At 69.6% G+C, this 20097-nt stretch carries 19 protein-coding genes; 12 read left to right on the top strand and 7 right to left on the bottom strand.

What is annotated here, in order from left to right; all coding sequences use genetic code 11:
- Nucleotides 1-81 precede the first annotated feature (81 nt).
- Nucleotides 82-552: a hypothetical protein gene (locus tag AB5J49_RS14820; protein ID WP_369169107.1), complete on the top strand. Its 471-nt coding sequence runs from the start codon at nucleotides 82-84 to the stop codon at nucleotides 550-552.
- Nucleotides 553-632: 80 nt separating this feature from the next.
- Here AB5J49_RS14820 and AB5J49_RS14815 read toward each other — a convergent pair whose 3' ends face one another.
- Nucleotides 633-1052, bottom strand: coding sequence for a hypothetical protein (locus AB5J49_RS14815; RefSeq protein WP_369169106.1), 420 nt, complete (start codon nucleotides 1050-1052; stop codon nucleotides 633-635).
- A gap of 251 nt (nucleotides 1053-1303) precedes the next feature.
- On the opposite strand from AB5J49_RS14815, the gene AB5J49_RS14810 reads away from it, so the two are divergent.
- Together AB5J49_RS14810 and AB5J49_RS14805 are read left to right on the top strand one after the other, a co-directional pair.
- Nucleotides 1304-2077 (top strand): IclR family transcriptional regulator, encoded by a 774-nt coding sequence (locus tag AB5J49_RS14810; RefSeq protein ID WP_369169105.1) that lies wholly within the window; start codon nucleotides 1304-1306, stop codon nucleotides 2075-2077.
- On the top strand, nucleotides 2074-2934 hold the full coding sequence (locus AB5J49_RS14805; protein ID WP_369169104.1) for an SMP-30/gluconolactonase/LRE family protein: 861 nt from the start codon (nucleotides 2074-2076) through the stop codon (nucleotides 2932-2934). The genes AB5J49_RS14810 and AB5J49_RS14805 overlap by 4 nt, the downstream gene beginning before the upstream one ends.
- A 49-nt stretch (nucleotides 2935-2983) precedes the next feature.
- Here the strand turns inward: AB5J49_RS14805 and AB5J49_RS14800 are convergent, their stop codons facing one another.
- From AB5J49_RS14800 to AB5J49_RS14790, 3 genes are read right to left on the bottom strand one after another with little or no spacing between them, the layout of a single operon-like run.
- Nucleotides 2984-4375: an FAD-dependent oxidoreductase gene (locus tag AB5J49_RS14800; RefSeq protein ID WP_369169103.1), complete on the bottom strand. Its 1392-nt coding sequence runs from the start codon at nucleotides 4373-4375 to the stop codon at nucleotides 2984-2986.
- A complete protein-coding gene (locus AB5J49_RS14795; RefSeq protein ID WP_369169102.1) occupies nucleotides 4368-5597 on the bottom strand; it encodes an MAB_1171c family putative transporter in 1230 nt (409 codons plus the stop codon). The genes AB5J49_RS14800 and AB5J49_RS14795 overlap by 8 nt, the downstream gene beginning before the upstream one ends.
- Entirely contained in the window at nucleotides 5594-6205 is a 612-nt protein-coding gene (locus AB5J49_RS14790; protein ID WP_369169101.1) for a toxin-antitoxin system, toxin component family protein, read from the bottom strand. The genes AB5J49_RS14795 and AB5J49_RS14790 overlap by 4 nt, the downstream gene beginning before the upstream one ends.
- A gap of 269 nt (nucleotides 6206-6474) precedes the next feature.
- Between AB5J49_RS14790 and AB5J49_RS14785 the strand changes: the two genes are divergently transcribed.
- The 6 genes from AB5J49_RS14785 to AB5J49_RS14760 all read left to right on the top strand — a co-directional run bounded on the left by AB5J49_RS14785 (nucleotide 6475) and on the right by AB5J49_RS14760 (nucleotide 13254).
- Nucleotides 6475-7824 carry an extracellular solute-binding protein gene (locus AB5J49_RS14785; RefSeq protein ID WP_369169100.1) on the top strand — a complete coding sequence of 450 codons (1350 nt, stop codon included), beginning with the start codon at nucleotides 6475-6477 and terminating at the stop codon, nucleotides 7822-7824.
- Nucleotides 7825-7838: 14 nt separating this feature from the next.
- A complete protein-coding gene (locus AB5J49_RS14780; protein WP_369175134.1) occupies nucleotides 7839-8777 on the top strand; it encodes a carbohydrate ABC transporter permease in 939 nt (312 codons plus the stop codon).
- Complete coding sequence (locus tag AB5J49_RS14775) at nucleotides 8774-9634, top strand: carbohydrate ABC transporter permease (RefSeq protein ID WP_369169099.1); 861 nt, start codon at nucleotides 8774-8776, stop codon at nucleotides 9632-9634. The genes AB5J49_RS14780 and AB5J49_RS14775 overlap by 4 nt, the downstream gene beginning before the upstream one ends.
- A gap of 14 nt (nucleotides 9635-9648) precedes the next feature.
- A complete protein-coding gene (locus tag AB5J49_RS14770; RefSeq protein WP_369175133.1) occupies nucleotides 9649-10602 on the top strand; it encodes an arabinan endo-1,5-alpha-L-arabinosidase in 954 nt (317 codons plus the stop codon).
- A gap of 80 nt (nucleotides 10603-10682) precedes the next feature.
- Nucleotides 10683-12194 carry an alpha-N-arabinofuranosidase gene (locus AB5J49_RS14765; protein ID WP_369169098.1) on the top strand — a complete coding sequence of 504 codons (1512 nt, stop codon included), beginning with the start codon at nucleotides 10683-10685 and terminating at the stop codon, nucleotides 12192-12194.
- A 145-nt stretch (nucleotides 12195-12339) separates the two neighbouring features.
- Entirely contained in the window at nucleotides 12340-13254 is a 915-nt protein-coding gene (locus tag AB5J49_RS14760; RefSeq protein ID WP_369169097.1) for a sulfite exporter TauE/SafE family protein, read from the top strand.
- A gap of 11 nt (nucleotides 13255-13265) precedes the next feature.
- Here the strand turns inward: AB5J49_RS14760 and AB5J49_RS14755 are convergent, their stop codons facing one another.
- On the bottom strand, nucleotides 13266-13619 hold the full coding sequence (locus AB5J49_RS14755) for a hypothetical protein (protein ID WP_369169096.1): 354 nt from the start codon (nucleotides 13617-13619) through the stop codon (nucleotides 13266-13268).
- Nucleotides 13620-13932: 313 nt separating this feature from the next.
- Here AB5J49_RS14755 and AB5J49_RS14750 point away from each other — a divergent pair, with 313 nt between their 5' ends.
- Nucleotides 13933-14592: a DUF4360 domain-containing protein gene (locus AB5J49_RS14750; RefSeq protein WP_369169095.1), complete on the top strand. Its 660-nt coding sequence runs from the start codon at nucleotides 13933-13935 to the stop codon at nucleotides 14590-14592.
- 82 nt (nucleotides 14593-14674) lie between these two features.
- Here AB5J49_RS14750 and AB5J49_RS14745 read toward each other — a convergent pair whose 3' ends face one another.
- Complete coding sequence (locus AB5J49_RS14745) at nucleotides 14675-15442, bottom strand: intradiol ring-cleavage dioxygenase (RefSeq protein WP_369169094.1); 768 nt, start codon at nucleotides 15440-15442, stop codon at nucleotides 14675-14677.
- Nucleotides 15443-15647: 205 nt separating this feature from the next.
- Between AB5J49_RS14745 and AB5J49_RS14740 the strand changes: the two genes are divergently transcribed.
- A complete protein-coding gene (locus AB5J49_RS14740) occupies nucleotides 15648-17063 on the top strand; it encodes a hypothetical protein (RefSeq protein WP_369169093.1) in 1416 nt (471 codons plus the stop codon).
- Nucleotides 17064-17517: 454 nt separating this feature from the next.
- Nucleotides 17518-17745 carry a hypothetical protein gene (locus AB5J49_RS14735; RefSeq protein ID WP_369169092.1) on the top strand — a complete coding sequence of 76 codons (228 nt, stop codon included), beginning with the start codon at nucleotides 17518-17520 and terminating at the stop codon, nucleotides 17743-17745.
- 225 nt (nucleotides 17746-17970) lie between these two features.
- On the opposite strand, the gene AB5J49_RS14730 is transcribed toward AB5J49_RS14735, so the two are convergent.
- Complete coding sequence (locus AB5J49_RS14730; RefSeq protein WP_369169091.1) at nucleotides 17971-20004, bottom strand: dynamin family protein; 2034 nt, start codon at nucleotides 20002-20004, stop codon at nucleotides 17971-17973.
- Nucleotides 20005-20097 lie beyond the last annotated feature (93 nt).

The raw sequence follows: 20097 nt of genomic DNA, 5'->3' as shown, positions 1-20097 counted from the left end.
TGAGTTTCGGTGCCGGACCCGGTCTTCAGTGGGAGGAGCGTGCGGAGCATCGCGCCTCCCGCCGAGCCTGAGGAGGACCTGATGCGGCAACCGACACCCCACACCGCCCTGCGGCAGCTGGACGTGCTCGTGGGTGAGTGGGACCTGTGGGCCCTCGGGCGGAGCGTCGGGCCGATCCGGACGGAGTTCGCGTGGCTGGAGGGCGGCGCCTTCCTCGTCCAGCGCGCCGACGTGGGCCCCGAGACGGCCCTGCCCGGCGAGTGGGGCCCGAACGCGCCGTTCCCCACGGTCTCCCTGATCGGCTACGACGACACGGCCGAGGAGTTCACCGCCTGCTACGCCGACGGCCGTGGGGTCGCCCGTGTCTACCGCGCGAGCATGACCGACGGCACCTGGCGCCAGTGGCGCCCCGCTCCCGGCTTCCACCAGCGCTTCACCGCCACCCTCGGCGCCGACGGAGACACGATGGAGGGCCGCTGGGAGCAGTCGCCCGACGGCGAGCACTGGGCGACCGACTTCGACGTGACGTACGCGCGCGTCGGGAAGCCGTAGCGCACAGGGGGGCATGGGTGCGGCCTGCGAGCGGATGGGCCCGCAGGCTTTCAGGGACTCGTCGTCCGGGTGGCGGGGTGTCAGAAGGTGCCTCGCAGCGACACCGAGATGCCGTTTCCGGTGTCAGTGACGACGACGTTGCTGAACTGCACCGTCATCGGCGGGCTGCACGACGGCTGGAAGGTCGCTGTCACGGTCACCGTGAAGTCGGCCTTGCCGTTCTGTACGGGGAACTGTCCGCCGCCGGCGACGGCCATCTTGTTCGGGGCCTTGGGGCCGTGGCCGCCAGGGTTGATGCACTGGGCGTCGGCGGTCACCCGAATGTTGACGGACTGCTGATTGCCGAGTCCGGCCTCCTTGCCGGAGACCGTCAGGGTGTTGCCCGAGCGGGTGGCCGTCGGAGTGCCGACGAAGTGCGCGCTGACGGCCGCGGCGCTGGGGGCGAGGAGAGCGATGAGGCCGATGAGGGCCATGGGGATGAGGAAGAGTACGCGTCGCATGAGAGTCCCCCTTGAGGTGGGGCGTCAGGGGTATTGAGTGTGCGTTGCATGTAAATGCGAGCGTCACATTTCGCCTGTACAGGCGCATATTTGGAACGCTACGCCGGTCCTGAGGTCCTGCCAACCAGACTCAAAGGCCCCACGCACCCATTGCCCAGGCAAACGCACTTTGAGTAACCTGTGTTCGTCATTCCGATCGGCTGTTGAAATCTCGAACGCAGCCTCACTGATACCAAGGGAGGGAGCCGGACGTGGGACGCCTCGTACCAGCCGTGACCCGAGCTCTCGACATTCTCGAGCTCTTCCTCGACGGGGACGGCACGCTCTCCGCTCCTGACATCGTGCGCAAGCTCCAGCTGCCGCGCACCACCGTGCACGAACTGGTCACCACCCTCGCAGCCCGGTCGTACATCGTCCAGGTACCGGGTCAGCCGGGACGGTACCGCCTCGGTGTACGGCCCTACCAGCTCGGCAGCCGGTACGCCGAGCAGCTCGACCTCGCGGCCGAGGGGCAGCAGGTCGCCCGGTCCGTCGCCGAGACCTGTGACGAGACCGTGCACGTGGCGATCCTCGAGGGCACCGACGTCATCTACATCGCCAAGGTGGACTCGACGCACGCGGTGCGCATGGTGTCCGCCGCCGGGCGACGGCTGCCCGCGCACTGCACATCGGTCGGCAAGATGCTGCTGGCCTCCCTCCCCGAGCCCGAGCTCACCAGCCGGGTCCCCGACGGGGTCGAGCTCGTCGGCATGACACCGAACAGCATCACCGACCCGGGCGCCCTGCGCGAGGCCCTGGACGAGATTCGGCAGCGGGGGATCGCCGTCGAGAGGCGGGAGTCCAACCCGGACGTGTCGTGCGTGGCCGCTCCGGTGCGGGACCGTGCCGGGCAGGTCGTCGCCGCCCTCTCCATCTCCGTCCCCATGATCCGCTGGAGCGACGAGCGGCGCGTCGAGCTGGAGCAGCTCGCCGCCAAGGGGGCCGCCGAACTGTCGGAGCGTCTCGGACACCGGAGCGTGGCATGACGGAGCGCGGCGTCACCGCGTACGAGGTGGCCGTCCAGGCGGAGGCCGAGCTCGGTGAGGGGCCGACCTGGGACCCGGCGAGCGGGCGGCTCGTCTGGATCGACATCCTGGGGTCCCGGATCCACACCTACGACCCCGCCTCCGGGCGGCGCTCGGTCCGTACGGCCCCGCAGCACATCGGCGCCGTCAAGCCGCGCGTCGGCGGCGGCCTCGTCCTGAACCTCCGGGACGGCGTGGGACTGCTGGACCCGGACGACACCTTCCGCTGGCTGCACCACGAGCCCGTCCCCGGCCGCCGCGCCAACGACGCCGCCGTCGCCCCCGACGGCTCCCTGTGGGCGGGCACCATGCGCTACGACGAGGCGCCGGGCGGCGGCACCCTGTCCCGGGTCACCGGTGACGGCTCGGTCGAGGTGGTCCTCGACGACGTGGCCGTGAGCAACGGCACCGGCTGGAGCCCGGACGGCAGCCTCATGTACTACATCGACTCGCCGACCCGGCGCGTCGACGTCTTCGACCACGCCGACGGCCGGGCCGTGAACCGGCGGCCACTGGTCGGGATCGAGGACGGCGCCGGGTTCCCCGACGGGCTCACCGTCGACGCCGAGGGGTGCGTGTGGGTGGCCCTGTGGGGAGGCTCGGCGGTACGTCGCTACACGCCGGACGGTGAGCTGGACCGGGTGATCCCGCTTCCGGTGCCCCTGGTGACGGCGTGCACGTTCGCCGGGCCCGACCTGACCGACCTCTACATCACGACGGCCCGCGTCGGACTGGCGTCACCGCCTCCGCTGGCGGGGTCGGTGTTCGTGGTGCCGGGTGCGGGGAAGGGGCTGGCGCAGCCGGCGTTCGCCGGCTGACCTGTTCGCCGGCCGACCTGCGCGGCTGCCTGCGGGCGGGGCACCCCGCCTACGGCAACCCCGCCGCCTTGCGCTCCTCCGCCGTCAACGGCGGCCCGCTCAACGCCGGTTTGAGCGGGCCGGCCAGCGCGGCCAGCAGCACGGACGGGGCGAGCAGCACCTCGGCGCCCCGCTCCAGCGACGTCACATCCGTCACCCGCCGAGCGATCCGCCCGTTCCCGGTGGCCGTGTACAGCAACCGGCCCACGTACGCCGCCAGCAGCCGGTCGCGCAGGGTGGGGCCGTTCTCCGTCGCCCCGGGATAGAACACGTCCATGCCCAGGGCCAGGTCCCACGCCGCCGACGCCGGTCGCGCCACCGCCCGCTGGATCCGCCGGGACAGACCGGCCGAGCCCCAGCCCTGACGCCGTATCACGTCCCGCAGGGCGACCGCGCCCTGGGCCGCGACCGACATGCCGTGCCCGTAGATCGGGTTGAGCGCGCACAGGGCGTCCCCGAGCACGGCGAAGTTCTCGGGCCAGACCGGCATCCGCTCGTAGTAGTGGCGGCGGTTGGCGGTCGTCCGGGTGTACGCCACGTCGGTCAACGGCTCGGCGTGCGTGAGCAGTTCGGCGATGACGGGATGCCGTAGCTCCTCGCGCGCGTACCGCACGAAGTCCTCGGCCTCGGTGGGCGGTTCGCCGCCCCGCGACCCGAACAGGGTGACGATCCACTGCCCGTCCTCGATGGGCAGCAGCACGCCCCCGCACCCGGGCTTTCCGGCGCGCGGGTCCGGCTGGACGTTGACGACCGGGAACGCCTCACGCGCCGCCTCGGGCGCCCGGAACACCCGACTCGCGTACGCCACCCCGGAGTCGACCTCGCGCTGCTCGACCGCCGGCAGCCCGAGCTCCGTCAGCCGGCCGGCCGTACGCGAACCGCGTCCCGTGGCGTCGACGACCAGGTCGGCCGACAGGGTCCGCTCGGCGGAGTCGTGCGGTCGGATCCGTACGCCCGTCACCGCCGCGTCCGTACCCACCGGGCCGAGCACCTCGGCCTGCACCAGCTCGATGCGCTTGTCGGCGAGGACGGCCTCACGCACCGTCGCGTCCAGCAGGTCCCGGCTGCACAGCAGCATGTGGTGCGACTCCGCCCACCGCCGGTACCAGCCGTACGGCGACAGCGCCACCATGTCCGTGGTCACCGGCAGCCGGTGCGCCCCCGCGTCCCGCAGCCGTGCGACGATGCCCGGCAGCAGCTCTTCCATGGCATGCGCCCCGCCCGACCACAGCTGGTGGACGTGCCGGGCCTGCGGCAGGCCCGTGCGCGGCTCGGGGCCGGCCGGCAGCACGTCGCGTTCCACGACGGTGACGTGGTCGGCGACGTCGGCCAGCGCGCGGGCCGCGAGCAGACCGGCGAGGGAGCCGCCGAGGACGACGGCGGTGGTGGTGCGTTCAGTCATGTACGGGCACGTCCTGTGCTGGGGCGGCCGTACGGGCACGGACCGCCTCGATGTCGACGGGGTGGCGGAGGGCTCGGGAGACGGCCCCGATCTCCTGGAGGAGATCCGTGGTGTCGGGGCCGCCCGTGCCGCTGCCGTCGGCCGGGGCCCGGCTCCTGCGCTGGACGGCGTCCTGGATGGTCACGGCGGCAGCCAGCGCCTTCGCCCGGGAGGGCGCGAAGCCGAGGGTGAGCGCGGCGTCGTACGACCGCCGGCGCAGGTCCTCGTCGATGTGCCGGGCCAGCGGCAGCAGGACGTCGCGGATGAAGGTCTCGCGGCGGATCAGCCGCAGCTCCGGGGTGGCGCGCAGGACGAACCGCACGCCGGAGCCGTTGACGGACCGCATCAGCAGGTACAGGGGCCGCAGTTGGTGGTGGGCCAGGCGCAGCTGCCAGCGGTCGTGCAGGTACTGGCCGGCGTGCGGGAGGATGAAGCCGACCGCGATCAGGATGGCGGACAGGGCGGCGACGGGTGGCGCCAGGTCGGTGCTGAGCCAGTCCAGGTCGTGGCCCGTCCAGCGGGCGGCGACGGCGGTCAGTTTGGCGGCGTCGAAGATGAGGTTGAGGCCGTAGCCGACGCCCAGGAACACCAGCCCCCAGCGCAGCCAGGCGTCGAGGCCCTCGGTGCGCACCCAGTTCCAGAGCAGCCGGGACGTGATGAGGACGGCCGTGCAGTGCGCGAGCAGATAGAGCAGCGTCTCCTCGCGCATGAACGGCGTGTTGGCGTAGTACGTGTCCAGGTCCCGCACCCGCTCCACCGGCGCGTCCGCGAGGGCGAACAGCACCCACAGCGCGACGACCACGCCCGCGTAGGCGCGGACGACCAGGCGCATGGCGCGGCGGGTCTCGGCGGACCGGTCGGACAGGCCGTTGCGCCAGGCGATGATCAGCAGCAGACAGGAGCCGCAGAACGCGGTGAGCAGGGAGTACACCAGGGGTGCCGCGATGTTCGGTACGCCCGTGACGCGGTTGACCCAGGCGATCGTCGCCGGAGCCGCGAAGACGAACACGGCACAGGCGAGCAGCAGCAGGCCGCCGACCGCGCGCAGCAGCGGGTCCCGCCAGAGCCGGATGATGGTGGGCAGTTTGATCGCCAGGGCGGCGGTCAGGACGACGGTGGGGATCCAGAACGATATGTAGATCTCGCCGAGCAATCCGGCGGGGTCCAGCGCCAGCCCGGTCACCGCGCCGTCCTCCCGCTGCCGCGGTAGCCCAGCGAACGCTGCACCGGTCCGAGCGGCGCGTCCTGCTCCTGCCCCGACAGCAGCGGCCGGAAGGCGGCGGCCAGCCGGTGCCCGAAGTCGTCGGCCTCGGCCTCGTCCCGCTGCCGGGAGCCGTCGCGGGCCGCCACCGCGAGGGCGATGTCCTGCCACCCGGGCCGCTCGGCGAGGGCGTGCGCGGCCGCCGTACCGGCCGTGTGGTCGTGGCCGTGCCCGGCGTGCAGGTGCCACAGCTCATGGCCGAGGATGACCAGCTGCTGCATCGCCTCGGCCCGCTCCTCGACGATGACCAGGTCGAAGTCCTGGAACTCCACCCACAGTCCGGTCACTTCGAGCTCGTCGGGGAACCGCTCGAAGCGCAGCTCGACGGGCCGCCCGCCGCGCTGCGTGCTCATCTGCGCGCACAGCGCGCGGCACAACTCGCGTACGTCGGCCGGGGGGTGGGGTCCGGCCTGTACGGCGGCGCTCAGATCGGAGGCCAGGTCACGCATGGCGGAGGCGGCGGGAGAGCGCCGCAGCCGTAGCGCCGAGGCGACCCGGGCCGCCCTCCGGCGCGCGCCCGCGATGTCCATCGCATCCCCTGTTCCCCCGCCGCTCGGCGGGCTGTTCGAGCCTATGCGACCCGAAGTGTCCGCGTCATGTGATCCGGCGACCGTTGTTCAACCAGGAACGACCACTCCGGCTCGGCTGTGTCCGCCCGGCCACGCCCTGCCGTCGCCCAGCCCTTGCCCGCAGAGCGCCGGAGTTCGTGCACGAGGCATTGACTAGAAAGCGCTTTCACCCTACGGTCCCGTTCGAAGTTACGTGCACAATTCGATATCTCGATCAGTAAGGGCAGGGAATGGGACGACCTGGCCTGAACCGTAGGCAACTTCTGGCCGCAGCAGGCGGCTTGGCGGTGGCCGGCAGCTTCGGCTTCGCCGCGCTCGGCACCGGCGCAGACGCACTCGCCTCCGGCGCAGACACACGGGTGCGCTACTGGAACCTCTTCAGCGGCGGCGACGGCGCCAACATGATCGCGATGTTGGACGCCTTCCGGAAAACCACTCCGGACATCGACGTGAAGGACTCCACCCTCCAGTGGGGCAACCCCTTCTACACCAAGCTCGCCATGGCGGCGGCCGGAAACCGCGCACCCGAGCTCGGCGTCATGCACATGGGCCGGGTCACCGGCTTCTCGCCGGGCCGCCTCCTGGACCCCTGGGACGTCGACCTGCTCGCCAAGTACGGTGTACGCGAGCAGGACTACAACCCCGCGCTGTGGAAGCGCGGCGTCATCGACGGCAAGCTCTACGCCCTCCCGCTCGACATCCACGTCCAGCTCTGCTTCTACCGCAAGGACGTGCTCGGCAAGGCGGGCCTGCTCGGCGACGACGGCCGGATGATTCCGGTCACCTCCACCGACGAGTGGTTCGACGTCCTGAAGAAGGCCAAGGCCGCCCAGAAGAAGGGCCTGCAGACGATCGGTCTGTGGACCAACGACCAGAACTTCCAGTGGTGGTTCTTCGTCGCCTTCTACACCCAGCTCGGCGGCCAGTGGTTCGACGACGACAACACCGAGGTCCTCTTCGACGCCGACAAGGCCACCCAGGTCCTGGAGTTCCTGCGCCGGCACGTCACCGACGGGTACGTCATCCCCGGCGCCCCCACCGGCGAACAGTTCATCAACGGCGCCCCCTTCACCTGGGAGGGCAACTGGTCCGTGCCGGTCTTCTCCGGCGCCGAGCTGGAGTACGGCGCGACCCCGCTGCCGCCCGTCTTCGGCAAGCAGGCCACCCACGCCGAGTCGCACGCCTTCGTCCTGCCGCACCAGTCGGACCGCGGCGGCGCCACGAACGAGGGCGCCCACGAACTCGCCGCCTACGTCGTCAAGCACGCCCTGCAGTGGGCGGCCGGCGGCCACATCCCCGCGTACACGCCGACGCTCTCCACGGACGCGTACAAGAAGCTGACCCCGCAGAACGAGTACGTGAGCGCCATGGACCACCAGGCCACCGAGCCGAAGGTGTGGTTCGCGGGCTCCACCGGCGTGCTCGCCCAGGACCTCGGCCCGGTCGTCGTCTCCTCGACGATGGGCTCCGCCAAACCGGCCTCGGTCGCCCGGACGATGAAGAAACACCTCACCAGACTCCTCGCCTCCAAGAACCCGATGGACGGCAGGACCGCCGCGCAGGGAGGTGCGGTCGCATGACGACCAGCGCACACATGACCACCAGCGCCCAGACCGTCGTCGCACCGGCCCGCGCCAGGACCGCGACCGCCACCGCGACCCTCCGGCGGGGGCAGGGCTTCCAGCACGGCGGCTGGTTCGTCGCCCCGTTCCTGGCGCTCTTCGTGCTGTTCGTGATCTGGCCGCTGCTGCGCGGCGTCTACCTCAGCTTCACGGACGCCAACATCTCCGGCGAGGGCGCGAGCTTCGTCGGCCTCGACAACTACCGCGAGGCCCTGAACGACTCGGCGATGTGGGACGCGCTCGGCCACAGCGCCTACTTCACGCTGCTGGTCGTCCCCTGCATCACGGTCCTCGCCTTCCTGCTCGCGATGCTCGCCCACAACATCGAGCGCGGAAAATGGCTGTGGCGGCTGTGCTTCTTCGTGCCGTTCCTGCTGCCCTCGACGGTCGCCGCCAACATGTTCCAGTGGCTGTTCACCCAGGGCATCGGCCTGATCAACGAGGCCTTCGGGCTCGACACGCCCTGGCTGACCGACAAGTCGTACGCGATGCTCGCCATCGTCATCGAGACCCTGTGGTGGACGGTCGGCTTCAGCTTCCTGCTCTACCTCGCCGCCCTCCAGGGCATCCCGGACCACCTGTACGAGGCCGCGAAGCTCGACGGGGCCAACGCCTGGCACCGCATGGTCCACATCACGCTTCCGATGCTGCGCAACATCACCGGCCTGGTGATCGCGCTCCAGATCCTCGCCTCGCTCCAGCTCTTCGACCAGGCCGTCGTGATGATGGACTTCTCGCCGGGACCGGAGCTGAGCACCCGCTCCTTCGTCCAGTACACCCTCGAACAGGGCTTCACCAGCTACCGCGTGGGCTACGCCTCCGCGATGTCCATCATCTTCTTCGTGATCATCGCAGTCGTCGCCCTGGCGCGGATGTGGCTGCTGCGCAACCGTGAGGAGGGCGGCCGATGACCACCGCCGTACAGATCCGCAAGCGGACCCGCAAGCCTTGGACGCCCAGCCAGATCGTCCTCACGCTGATCGGCGTCGCCGTCTCCGCCGTCTTCGTTGTGCCGATCGCCGCGGCCCTGCTCACTTCGCTCAAGTCCGAGGCGGAGGCGGCCGAGATCCCGCCGCACTGGGTGCCGAAGGTCTGGACGGCCCAGGCGTGGAAGTCGCTGTGGGAGACCGGCAACGTCACCAACTGGTTCGTCAACTCCCTGGTGGTGTCGGTCTGCGTCACCGCCGTCGTGCTGGCGGTCGGCGCACTCGCCGGATACGGCTTCGCCCGCACCGAGTTCCGCGGCAAGAGCGTGCTCATGGGCATCGTCATGTCGGGCCTGATGATCTCCCCGGCCGTCCTCGGCGTCCCCCTCTTCACCACCGTCCAGCAGATGGGGATGGTCGACACCTACTGGGGCATGATCCTGCCCCAGTGCGCGCCCGCCGCGATGGTCTACATCCTCTACAAGTTCTTCCAGGGCATCCCGCGCGAACTGGAGGAGGCGGCCTTCATCGACGGCGCGGGCCGCTGGCGGGTCTTCTTCACGATCGTCGTCCCGCTGGCCCGCCCCTCCCTGGCGGCGGTCGGCATCTTCACCTTCATCGCCTCGTGGAACAACTTCCTCTGGCCGTACATGGTGACCAACAACCCCGACCTGATGACCATGCCGAACGGCATCGCGACCGTCATGAACTCCTACGGCATCCAGTGGGCCCAGCTCATGGCCGGCGGACTGATGGCGGGCCTGCCGCTGATCATCGTCTTCGTCTTCTTCCAGCGCCAGATCGTGGCGGGCGTGGCCCACACGGGATTGGCGGGACAGTGAGAGCGCGCAGAGCGATGACGGCCGTGGCGGCGGCGGTCCTCCTGGCCGCCCTCCCCAACGCGGCCCAGGCTGCGGGGAGTTATCCCGACCCACTCCCGATCACCGGCCAGCAGATCATCCATGACCCGACCGTCCTCAGGCTGAAGTCCGGCCAGTACGTGGCGTACTCGACCGGCGGGGTGATCGGCGCCCGGCTCTCGAAGGACCTGCGGAACTGGACCGACGCGGGCAACGCCTTCGCCGAGCCGCCGAGTTGGTGGTACGAGTACAACGGCACCGGTGATCCCTGGGCACCGGACGTGTCGTACCGCGCGGGCCGGTACTGGCTCTACTACGCCGTCTCGTCCTGGGGCACCAACCACTCCGCGATCGGCGTGGCCACGTCCTCCTCCGGTCTCCCCGGCACCTGGACCGACCACGGCAAGGTGTTCACCTCCGAGACCAGCGACTCCTGGAACGCCATCGACCCGGCGATCGTCCGCGCGGACGGCAGGCTGTGGATGTCGTTCGGCTCGTACTGGACGGGCATCCGCATGGTCGAACTGGACCCGAGGACCGGCAAGGCCGTCGAGGGCGCGACCGTCCACCACCTGGCCACCCGCCCGGACGCCCCGTACGCGGTCGAGGGCCCGTCCATCGTGCGGCACGGCCGCTACTACTACCTCTTCGCGTCGTACGACGCCTGTTGTGCGGGAGTGAACTCCACCTACAAGATCAGGGTGGGCAGATCGACGGCGATCATCGGCCCGTACACCGACAGCACGGGCAAGTCGCTGCTGGAGGGCGGCGGCAATCTCCTGTTGGAGGGACACGGAAGGTACATCGGCACAGGCGGGGAGTCGGTCTTCACTGCACGGGGCCGGGACTGGCTGGCGTACCACTACTACGACGCGGAGGACAACGGCACCCCGAAGCTGGGCCTGAACAGACTCGGCTGGACAAAGAACGGCTGGCCCAAGGTCTTGTAGGGGCGCGGGGAACTGCGCGACAAGCCCCCACAAGCCTTCAGCCGCCCGCGATACAGAACCACCCCTTTCGAAAGGCGACTATGCACACCGCCCGCTTCACCCTCGACCCCGCCTTCAAGGTCGGCGAAGTCAACCCCCGCCTCTTCGGCTCCTTCGTGGAACACCTCGGACGCTGCGTCTACACCGGCATCTTCGAGCCCGGTCACCCCTCCGCCGACGCGGACGGCATCCGCCAGGACGTCCTGGACCTCGTCCGGGAACTCGGCGTCACCGCCATCCGCTACCCCGGCGGCAACTTCGTCTCGGGCTACAAGTGGGAGGACTCCGTCGGCCCCGCCGAGGACCGCCCCCGCCGCCTCGACCTCGCCTGGCGCTCCACCGAGACCAACCGCTTCGGCCTCTCCGAGTACATCGCCTTCCTGAAGAAGGTCGGCCCCCAGGCCGAGCCCATGATGGCCCTCAACCTCGGCACCCGGGGCGTCGCCGAGGCCCTCGAACTCCAGGAGTACGCCAACCACCCCGCCGGCACCGCCCTGTCCGACCTCCGTGCCGCGCACGGCGACAAGGACCCCTTCGGCATCAAGCTCTGGTGCCTGGGCAACGAGATGGACGGCCCCTGGCAGACCGGCCACAAGACCGCCCAGGAGTACGGCCGGGTCGCTGCCGAGACCGCCCGCGCGATGCGCCAAATCGATCCGGGCGTCGAACTCGTCGCCTGCGGCTCCTCCAGCCAGTCCATGCCGACCTTCGCCGCGTGGGAGGCGACGGTCCTGGAGGAGACGTACGACCTCGTCGACCACATCTCCCTGCACGCCTACTACCAGCCCGAGGACGGTGACCTCGACTCCTTCCTGGCCTCCGCCGTCGACATGGAGTCCTTCATCGAGAACGTGGTCGCCACCGCCGACCACATCGGCGCGAAGCTGAAGTCGAAGAAGAAGATCAATCTCTCCTTCGACGAGTGGAACGTCTGGTACATCTCGGAGTGGCACGAGATCGAGAACTCCGGCGCGCGGGACTGGGCGGAGGCCCCCCGCCTCCTGGAGGACAATTACAGCGTCATGGACGCCGTCGTCTTCGGCTCGCTGCTCATCGCGCTGCTGCGGCACGCCGACCGCGTCACCGTCGCCTGTCTCGCCCAGCTCGTCAACGTCATCGCCCCGATCATGACCGAGCCGGGCGGCCCGGCCTGGCGCCAGACGACGTTCTTCCCGTTCGCCCAGGCCTCGCAGTACGGCCGCGGCGAGGTCCTCGACGTCCGGGTCGACTCCCCGACGTACGAGACCAAGAAGTACGGCGAGGCCGACCTGCTGCACGCCACCGCCGTGCGCGCCGAGGACGGCACGGTCACCGTCTTCGCGGTCAACCGCAGCCGCACCGACGCCCTCCCGCTCGAAGTCGCCCTGAACGGGCTCGACCTGACCCAGGTCGTCGAGCACAGCGCCCTCGCGGACGCCGACCCGGATGCCCGCAACACCCTCGACGACCCCGAGCGGGTCGCCCCGCACCCGGTCGAGGGCACGGCGCTGAAGGACGGCCGCCTCAGCGCCGTACTGGAACCGCTGTCCTGGAACGTGATCCGGCTGGGCTGAGGTCCGACTGGGCGATGTCCACGCCTCGGACGTTGTGTCCACACCTCGGACACTCTCAGCTCGCCCTCAGTTCGATGCCCTAGGGTCTGGTCCCGTCCATCCCTACCAACCCGGTAGGAAACCTCGGAAAGACGGGACCGGCCGCATGCGCACGCTGATACTGCTCGCCCTCGCGGGCCTCGGAGCCCAGCTGGTGGACGGCAGCCTCGGCATGGCCTACGGCGTGACGTCGACCACCCTGCTGCTGGCCATGGGCACCAACCCGGCCGCCGCCTCGGCCACGGTCCACCTCGCCGAGATCGGTACGACGCTGATGTCCGGCGCCTCGCACTGGCGCTTCGGGAACGTCGACTGGAAGGTCGTGGGGAAGATCGGCGTGCCGGGCGCGGCCGGTTCGTTCCTCGGCGCGACCGTCCTGTCGAAGCTGTCGACCGAGATCGCCGCACCGCTGATGTCCCTGATCCTGTTGGGCCTCGGCGTGTACGTCATGTCCCGCTTCACCTTCCGCGGCCTGCCCAAGGACCGGGTCGGCCTGCCTCTGCGGCGCCGCTTCCTCACCCCGCTCGGTCTGGTCGCCGGCTTCCTGGACGCGACCGGCGGGGGCGGCTGGGGGCCGGTCGGGACCCCCGCCCTGCTCGCCTCCGGGCGGATGGAGCCGCGCAAGGTCATCGGCTCGATCGACACCAGCGAGTTCCTGGTCGCGGTCGCCGCGAGCCTCGGCTTCCTGCTCTCGCTGGGCTCGCAGGGCATCGACTTCGTGTGGGTCGCCGCCTTCCTCCTCGGCGGCCTGGTCGCCGCGCCGATCGCCGCCTGGCTGGTGCGCGTCCTGCCGCCGCGGGTGCTGGGCTCGGCGGTGGGCGGCGTCATCCTCGTCACCAACGTCCGCACGCTGCTGGGCAGCGACTGGCTCGCGGTGACCGGGGCGACGGCCGTGGCGGTGTACGTCGCCCTGTACGCGGTGTGGGCCGCCGCCCTGGCGTACTCGATCCGCGCCCACCTGAAGGAGGGGAAGGCGGCCGGGATCGAGCCCGCCGAGGAGCGGCAGCCCGTCAGCACCTGACCGATCGGGTATCAGACGGTGCTGACGCCTACTGTCAAGGTCGCCTTGTAGCCGTCCGCCACGCTGTCACCGAGCGCCGTCAGGGTCAGCAGGCCGGAGGACGCCCCGCCGTCGTCGTAGCTGCCGCCGTCCTCCAGCGGGGTCTCGCGCGTGGTGTTTCCCGCATACGGCGAGGTCGCCTGGATCTCCGCGTTGATGTCCGGGTCGAAGAAGAGCTGCCCGGTGTGAACGATCTCGCCGCCTGTGTACGAGTCGTCGGTGAGCGTCACATCCGTGTGCACCCGCATATGGACGTGCGCCGCGCGCGAGACGTAGTGCCCCGGCCAGATGGACGTGATGGTGCACCGGCCGCTGTCGTCGGTCATCCGTCCGCCGCGCAGGAAGGTGCCGTTGTCCTCCTCCTGGTGCGCCCGCGGAGGTGGTGGCGGAGGTGGAGGCCTCCGTCGCGGCGGTGGCCGACGTCTCGCTCTCGAGGCTTGATGTGCGGCTGTGAATGACCTGGGGATGGATCCCTCAACTCCGCTGTAAATGGCTGGAGTTCACCCTGGCCGCACCTCATGGGGCTCCCTACGATTCCAACGCCTCCGGCCTTCACAGAAACCTCACCGTTTCTTCAAAGATCCAGCAGGGCTTCACGGGTCGGGGGCGCAGCCACCCCCCAACCCCAAGGAGAGCTCCATGGCACGTGGACTCCTGCGATACCTGCTGAGCGGAGGCGCGCTCGCCGCCCTGCTCACCATGGCGTTGCCCGCGCAGGCGGCCCCCGCGTTCGAAGACCCGCCGCCGGACAAGATCGTCATCAAGGTCGCCACGGTGAACGGCTCAGGTTGCCCGCAGGGCACCACCGCCGTGGCCGTCTCGGAGGACAACACCGCCTTCACCGTGACGTACAGCGACTACCTCGCCCAGGTCGGCGGCAACTCCGACCCCACGGCGTTCCGCAAGAACTGCCAGCTCAACCTGGTCGTGCACGTCCCGCAGGGCTTCACCTACGCCATCGCCAGCGCCGACTACCGCGGCTTCGCCGCCCTCCAGTCCGGTGCGAGCGCCGTCCAGAGAGCCTCGTACTACTTCCAGGGCTCCCCGAACACGCAGTTCCGCAACCACTCCTACCGCGGCCCCCTGAACGACAGCTGGCAGGCCACCGACAGCACCGACTGGGCCCAACTGGTCTGGGCGCCCTGTGGAGTTCAGCGCAACTTCAACATCAACACCGAGCTGAGGGTCAACGCCGGCACGTCCTCGCCGGACAAGGTCAGCTTCATGACGATGGACTCGACGGACGGGGACATCAGCACGGTGTACCACCTGGCGTGGAAGGAGTGTCCGGGTAAGTAGGCCCGTACGAGCGGCACTGCGTGGACGTCAGGCCGTGCCCGGTGTGAGAAGCCGGGCACGGCCTGACGCTCGTTCGCTCGGATCAGCTCTCCACTCCCAGGGTGAGTGTCCCCGCGTAGCCGGCGGCGGGTGTGCTGCCCAGCGCGGTCAGGGTCAGGAGCCCGGACGCGGCGCCTCCGTCGTCGTAGATGGAGTCCTGGGCGAGGGTGGTGCGGGTGACGGTGTTGGCGGAGTACGGCGACAGCGCGCCGACTCTCGCGGTGATCGTCTCGGCGAAGAACAGCTGGCCGGTGTGGAGTTCCTGACCGCCGGTGAAGGAGCCGTCGGAGGTCAGGGTGACGTTCGTGTGCACCTTGATGTGGATGTGCACACAGCGGCCGCGGTACCAACCCGGGTAGACCGTGGTGATGTTGGCGACGCCGTTGGAGTTGGTGAGGACACCGCCGCGCAGGAAGGTGCCGCTGTCGGGTTCGTTGTGGCCGTTGTTGCCGACGAAGCCGGAGTACTCGCCGAGGGCGTCCGCGTGCCAGATCTCCACGAGGGCGTTGGGGATCACCGCGCAGGTGTCGTCGTCGACGACGGTGAGGGCCAGCTTGAGGGGGAAGCCGGTCTTGCCCTCGGTGATGTCGGAGCGGACGTACTGTCCGTCGAGGTAGTAGGGGCCTTCGGTCATCTCCTTCGTGAGCGTGCAGACGGCCGCGGCGGCGACGGGGGCCGTGTCGGCCGCCTCGACTGTGGGGGCTTCGGGTGCGGCGGCGGTGACGGCCAGGGAGGCGGCCGTGGCGCCGGTGGCGATCAGTACGGTGCGGCGTCCGATCGCGGTGGGGGTTGCCTTCGAAGTGTCTGTCATGGACACGGCACCGTAGGGAGGAAGGCTGTTGATGGGCTGTCAGTTGGGCAAAGTGGCGATGCGTCAAGTTCGTTGCCGGTCATGCCCCTGCCGGTCGCCCGATTGTGAAGCCTTCGGGTGGCTGTGGACGACCGCCTGAGCCGGAGGAGTGCGACTGCTAGCGTTCCAGTCGATCACTGTCGGTCATCTGGGGGAGTAACCAACGATGCAGCGTCCGATCTCCGTTGTCAGCGTCGCCACTGCCGTCGTTCTGCTAGCAGGTTGCAGCGGCACCAGCGACGACAAGTCCGACTCGACATCCGAGAGCAGCGGCAGCGCCACGGCGTCGGCGCCGGCGGTCGCCTCCTTCGACCCGCCCAAGGCGTTCGTCACGATGTCGGCGTTCGGGGTCGAGCGCACGGAGAAGGACAGCCAGTACACGCTCCAGGCCGGCATGGTGGGCCAGACGTCCTTGGTCACGGGACTCACCGGTGTCACCGGCCGCAACATCGCCGCGCAGGGCGAGCCGTGGACCGTCCCGTCCGTTGCGGCGACCACCACCGAGACGGTGGACGCGGCCGCACCGATGGGTGTCCGGTTGGACGGCAAGGACGTCGTGGCGGTCGCCTACGTGCAGAACGACAAGGGCAACGGCACCCAGAAGGCCAAGGGCCAGGTGGTGTTCCAGTGGCTCGACGCGACCGACGGCAAGAAGGTCGCCGAGGTCACCGCGGACCTCACCCAGGCCCTCGGCGCCGGCCAAGGCGGCGACAACGTGGTGAGCCAGGCGTACGACGCCGCCACCGGGCAGATCGTCGTCGGTGTCGGAGCCGACGGCGAGGAGGCCGCCAAGAAGGGCGGCGACGTGTTCACCGTCTATGCCGACCCGAAGACCCAGAAGTCGACCGTCATCCCGTTCGTCACCCCCGCGGGCGTGCTGAACGGTGTCGTCGCCGGCGCGAAGGGCGGCAACCAGGAGGGTGCGGCCGACGGCACGATCGTGATCGCCGATGGAACGACCGGCAAGATCACCAAGCAGACCCCGACCAAGCAGGACTACGTGAACCCGGCGGGCAGCGGTACCAAGCACGCCTACCTCGCCTCCAACTCGTACGAGGGCGACGACAAGTACAACAACGTCCTCTACTCGGTCGACTACGCCAGTGGCGCCGTCGTACGGACCAAGGTGCAGGTTGCGGACGAGCAAGTGAGCGCCGTCACCTGCTGGGGTGATCAGGCCAAGGCCGTGGTCTGCACGGCCGGCGCGTCCGGCGGCAAGGAGATCATCGGCTTCGACGACACCACCGGCAAGAAGGCCTGGGGGTACACCGACAAGTCGGCGAGCCGGCTCGTCCCGACGGTCACCGCGGCGTTCCACGGCATCGTCTACGCCCAGTCCGAGGTCCAGCCGGTGCTGATGGACGCGGCGACCGGCGAGGACGTCAGCACGCCGAGTGCGACCTCGATGCCTTCGCACAGCAAGGACCCGAGCACCACGAACGGTTCGGACATGTCGCTGTACGACGGCAAGCCGAAGTCGCCGACGGCGGTCACGCAGTACGGCGGCGCCTACCTGCAGGCCGCGAGCGGCAGTAACTACGACTTCCAGTCGATCCTGATCGCGCTGGCACCCACCGCCTGAGCGGGCCGGCATCGAGGGAGCGGAAGCCTTCGGTGACCGGCTGCGGTGCCATCAAGGTGCGGTGTACCAGGCGGTGGGCGCGAACCTCCGGCAAACGTCCACACCAGCGCACCAGGAGTTCATGCCGGGCCCGACCATCCAGCACGCCCCTCTCGCCGCGCGCCGCCTTGTCGCCGAAGTGTCCGCCTTGGAAACCGGGTCGCAACAGTCACGTACGCAGTAAGGCGGCAGGTCTCGTGAAGAAGTTGGCGTATTCGGTGACCCGACGGTCATAGCGGTGAAGCCGTTCTCCGGAATGCGTGGTGCACCGTCACGGATCGGCTGGCCGTCTTCCCTTCGGCGTGCTTTGATCCTGCGCACGGCTGGAGGCGTCGGGAATGGATTTTCCCGGCCCGTGAATCGGGTGGCCACCGCCGTGGTTTGCGTTATGTTCACTCGAAGGGAACCGCTGGTTATGAGCTTCACCTCTCAGGTTGAAACGGCTGAGATCGCCGACTCCGTCCTGGACGACATCTCCGGTGGCCAGGCGGGCGGCGCCTCCGCCGGTCTCGCGGGCACCCTCTCCGGTGGCATCGCCGGTCTCTCCGAGTCCGTGTCCGCCGTCGCCTGCGCCGATGTCTTCGCGGCGGTCTCGCCCGAGGGCGTCGCGCTGGGCCTGCACGCGCACGCTGCCGCTCACTGACGAAACATGTGCAACGGGCCCTGGATCATTTGATTCCGGGGCCCGAATGCCCAACCTTTCCTGCAATAAGAGACGAACGCCGCCCAGACTTCCGCGGAAAGCCCCGGCTGACGCTCTTTTGGGGCCTTGGAATCGCGTACGTGGATGGTGCGGGGGCAGGTGGCTTCGGCGGAGAGAGCCCGCACACGCATCCTGGTATCGCCCAGACCGTCCGGGCCGTGAGCGTCAGTCCGTTCTGTTGCGGTCGAGCAGGTCCTGGATGTCGGTGGCGATGGCCTGGCCGCGTTCCTCGACCGGCGTCAGACGGGCGACGATCTCGCGACTTCGTGCGGTGTCGTCCGCGTTGATGCGCTGCACGATCTCCTCCAGCGTCGCGCGCAGGCGGGACCTGTGCCGGTGGTGGTACTCCTCGGCCGCGTCGATCACGCGCCGGCCGTCGTTGCGCACCATCTCCTCGAAGCCGGCGCGGGCCTCCTTCGTCTGTTCGTCGATCATCTCCTTGCGCTCCTGACGGGCCTGCTGGATCTTGGACTCCCGCTCCTTGAGGACGTCCGTGATCCTGGCGATGCCGATGGCGGCGAGGATGGCCGCTCCCACCGGGACGGCGATCGTGGCGAGACTCAGGCTGGTCGTCAGCCAGACCGCACCGCCGGCGAGAGGGCTGGCGACGCCGAGGGTGTTCGCTGCCGCCTGGAACATGCCGTACGCCCGCCAGGGGTTGTCCCCGTCCGACTGCAGCGAGATGGCGTCGAGGTCGAGCGGCTCGGGTCCGACCAGCTGGGACCCGGTCTCCTCACCGAACTCCGACCCCAGGAACAGCCGGGCACTTTCGTCGAGTGCCGCGCGTTCGTGCTCCCAGAGCGTGCCGGGTCCTTGGGGCGCCGTCATCCACTCGTTGAAGATCTGGACATGACGGACGCCGACCTCGTTGACGTGCTCGGCGCTCAGGTTGCCGGCGTCGATCAACGCGTCCAGGCCTCGGTGCAGTTCGTCCGACAGGCCGCCGAACGGCCGTTGGGCCTTGCGGATCCTGCGGTCGAGTTCGTCGTTCAGCTCCGCCCGCATCCGCGCGAGGGAGGCGTCCATGCCCTCCAGTTGTGCGCGCAGGAGATCGCGCTCCACCTCCAGCTTGTCCACGGTCATACGGTGGGCGTCGAGCAGGTCGGCGAGGGTGCGCCGCCGGTCCCGGACGACCCAGCCCGCCTCGTCCCCGATCAGCTTCAGATGCTTGTGCCCGGCACCGGACTCGAGCAGCTCCTGGAGGCGTTCGCGCAGATCGCCCATGCGGCTGCGCCGTCTGAGCGTGCTTCCGTCCCTGCCGTTGGCCTCCTCGTGCTCGGCCTTGGCCTCCAAAGCCGCCGAGACGGGCAGGAAGCCCCTCCCGATGAAGCCCTCGGACCTGGGGTAACGCTCCTGCAGATACTGGTCGTTCTTGGCCAGCACGCCCTTCCAGGCCGCCTGGCCGTGCTCGCGCTGCGCGGCCCGGTCTATCCCGGAGAGGACCCACAGAACCCGCTTCTTGGCCGGTACGGCGTGGGCGTACAGATCCCGGATCAGGCGCAGTTCGTTGGCGGTGAGGGCCTCGGTGGCCTGGCTGACGTAGACGAAGCAGTCGGCCTCCTTCCAGGCCTCGTACATGATCTCGTCGCGCTCCTCGTCCTCGGACTCCGAGCCGGGCAGGTCGAAGAGCTTGATCGGCAGGCGGGCCTTCGAGATGAGCAACTCGATCCGCTCGACATGCTCGTTGACGTGCTCCGAGCGGCGGTCGGTCTTGTTGCCGTCGTCCGCCGCGTAGGCGGCGACTTCGGCGCGGTGCAGATCTGTGCCGATCTCCACCCAGTCGGGCTTCCCCTTGAACTTGACCCGCAGCAGCCCCCGGCCGCCGGCGTCGACCGAGGGATCGTCTCCCACCGGGATGACCGTCGAGGGGCAGGCGGTGGTCGGGCTCGCCGACGACGGGAGGATGCCGCGGTACTCGTCCGACGGCTCGCCGTCCTCGTCGATGAACGGGAGGTATTCCAGGCCGCCTTGGAGGCCGCTGATCAGGAAGCTCTTGCCGGAGGACTGCCGTCCCAGCAGCGCCACCTTGAGCATGGTCGACAGGGCCCGGGTGCGCAGGGCCTCCATGCGTTCGACGTCCCTCTGCAGGTCGAGGGCGTCGGGAAGCAGTTCCGACACCTCGTCAACCGTGCGCAGCCACTGCTCACAACGGGCCAGCAGGTGCTTCAACTCGTCCCGGGCTTCCTCCAGCGGCATCATGCGTCCACATCTACCTCAGGGGGGCGTCGTCCGACCGGTGAACGGCCCACGTTCCCCGGAACCCACACCTGAGTGAAGCCTGGTCCGTGCGCG

It is taken from the genome of Streptomyces sp. R28 (assembly GCF_041052385.1).
GTDB lineage: Bacteria > Actinomycetota > Actinomycetes > Streptomycetales > Streptomycetaceae > Streptomyces.
This window is presented reverse-complemented; position numbering and strand designations above follow the sequence as displayed.

Coding starts and splice junctions, on each gene's coding strand:
- AB5J49_RS14755 (WP_369169096.1), bottom strand. CDS start 13,619: ATGACCGACGACAGCGGCCGGTGCACCATCACGTCCATCTGGCCGGGG.
- AB5J49_RS14750 (WP_369169095.1), top strand. CDS start 13,933: ATGGCACGTGGACTCCTGCGATACCTGCTGAGCGGAGGCGCGCTCGCC.
- AB5J49_RS14805 (WP_369169104.1), top strand. CDS start 2,074: ATGACGGAGCGCGGCGTCACCGCGTACGAGGTGGCCGTCCAGGCGGAG.
- AB5J49_RS14785 (WP_369169100.1), top strand. CDS start 6,475: ATGGGACGACCTGGCCTGAACCGTAGGCAACTTCTGGCCGCAGCAGGC.
- AB5J49_RS14770 (WP_369175133.1), top strand. CDS start 9,649: ATGACGGCCGTGGCGGCGGCGGTCCTCCTGGCCGCCCTCCCCAACGCG.
- AB5J49_RS14820 (WP_369169107.1), top strand. CDS start 82: ATGCGGCAACCGACACCCCACACCGCCCTGCGGCAGCTGGACGTGCTC.
- AB5J49_RS14765 (WP_369169098.1), top strand. CDS start 10,683: ATGCACACCGCCCGCTTCACCCTCGACCCCGCCTTCAAGGTCGGCGAA.
- AB5J49_RS14780 (WP_369175134.1), top strand. CDS start 7,839: ATGACCACCAGCGCCCAGACCGTCGTCGCACCGGCCCGCGCCAGGACC.
- AB5J49_RS14730 (WP_369169091.1), bottom strand. CDS start 20,004: ATGATGCCGCTGGAGGAAGCCCGGGACGAGTTGAAGCACCTGCTGGCC.
- AB5J49_RS14745 (WP_369169094.1), bottom strand. CDS start 15,442: ATGACAGACACTTCGAAGGCAACCCCCACCGCGATCGGACGCCGCACC.
- AB5J49_RS14815 (WP_369169106.1), bottom strand. CDS start 1,052: ATGCGACGCGTACTCTTCCTCATCCCCATGGCCCTCATCGGCCTCATC.
- AB5J49_RS14760 (WP_369169097.1), top strand. CDS start 12,340: ATGCGCACGCTGATACTGCTCGCCCTCGCGGGCCTCGGAGCCCAGCTG.
- AB5J49_RS14800 (WP_369169103.1), bottom strand. CDS start 4,375: ATGACTGAACGCACCACCACCGCCGTCGTCCTCGGCGGCTCCCTCGCC.
- AB5J49_RS14790 (WP_369169101.1), bottom strand. CDS start 6,205: ATGGACATCGCGGGCGCGCGCCGGAGGGCGGCCCGGGTCGCCTCGGCG.
- AB5J49_RS14740 (WP_369169093.1), top strand. CDS start 15,648: ATGCAGCGTCCGATCTCCGTTGTCAGCGTCGCCACTGCCGTCGTTCTG.
- AB5J49_RS14775 (WP_369169099.1), top strand. CDS start 8,774: ATGACCACCGCCGTACAGATCCGCAAGCGGACCCGCAAGCCTTGGACG.
- AB5J49_RS14735 (WP_369169092.1), top strand. CDS start 17,518: ATGAGCTTCACCTCTCAGGTTGAAACGGCTGAGATCGCCGACTCCGTC.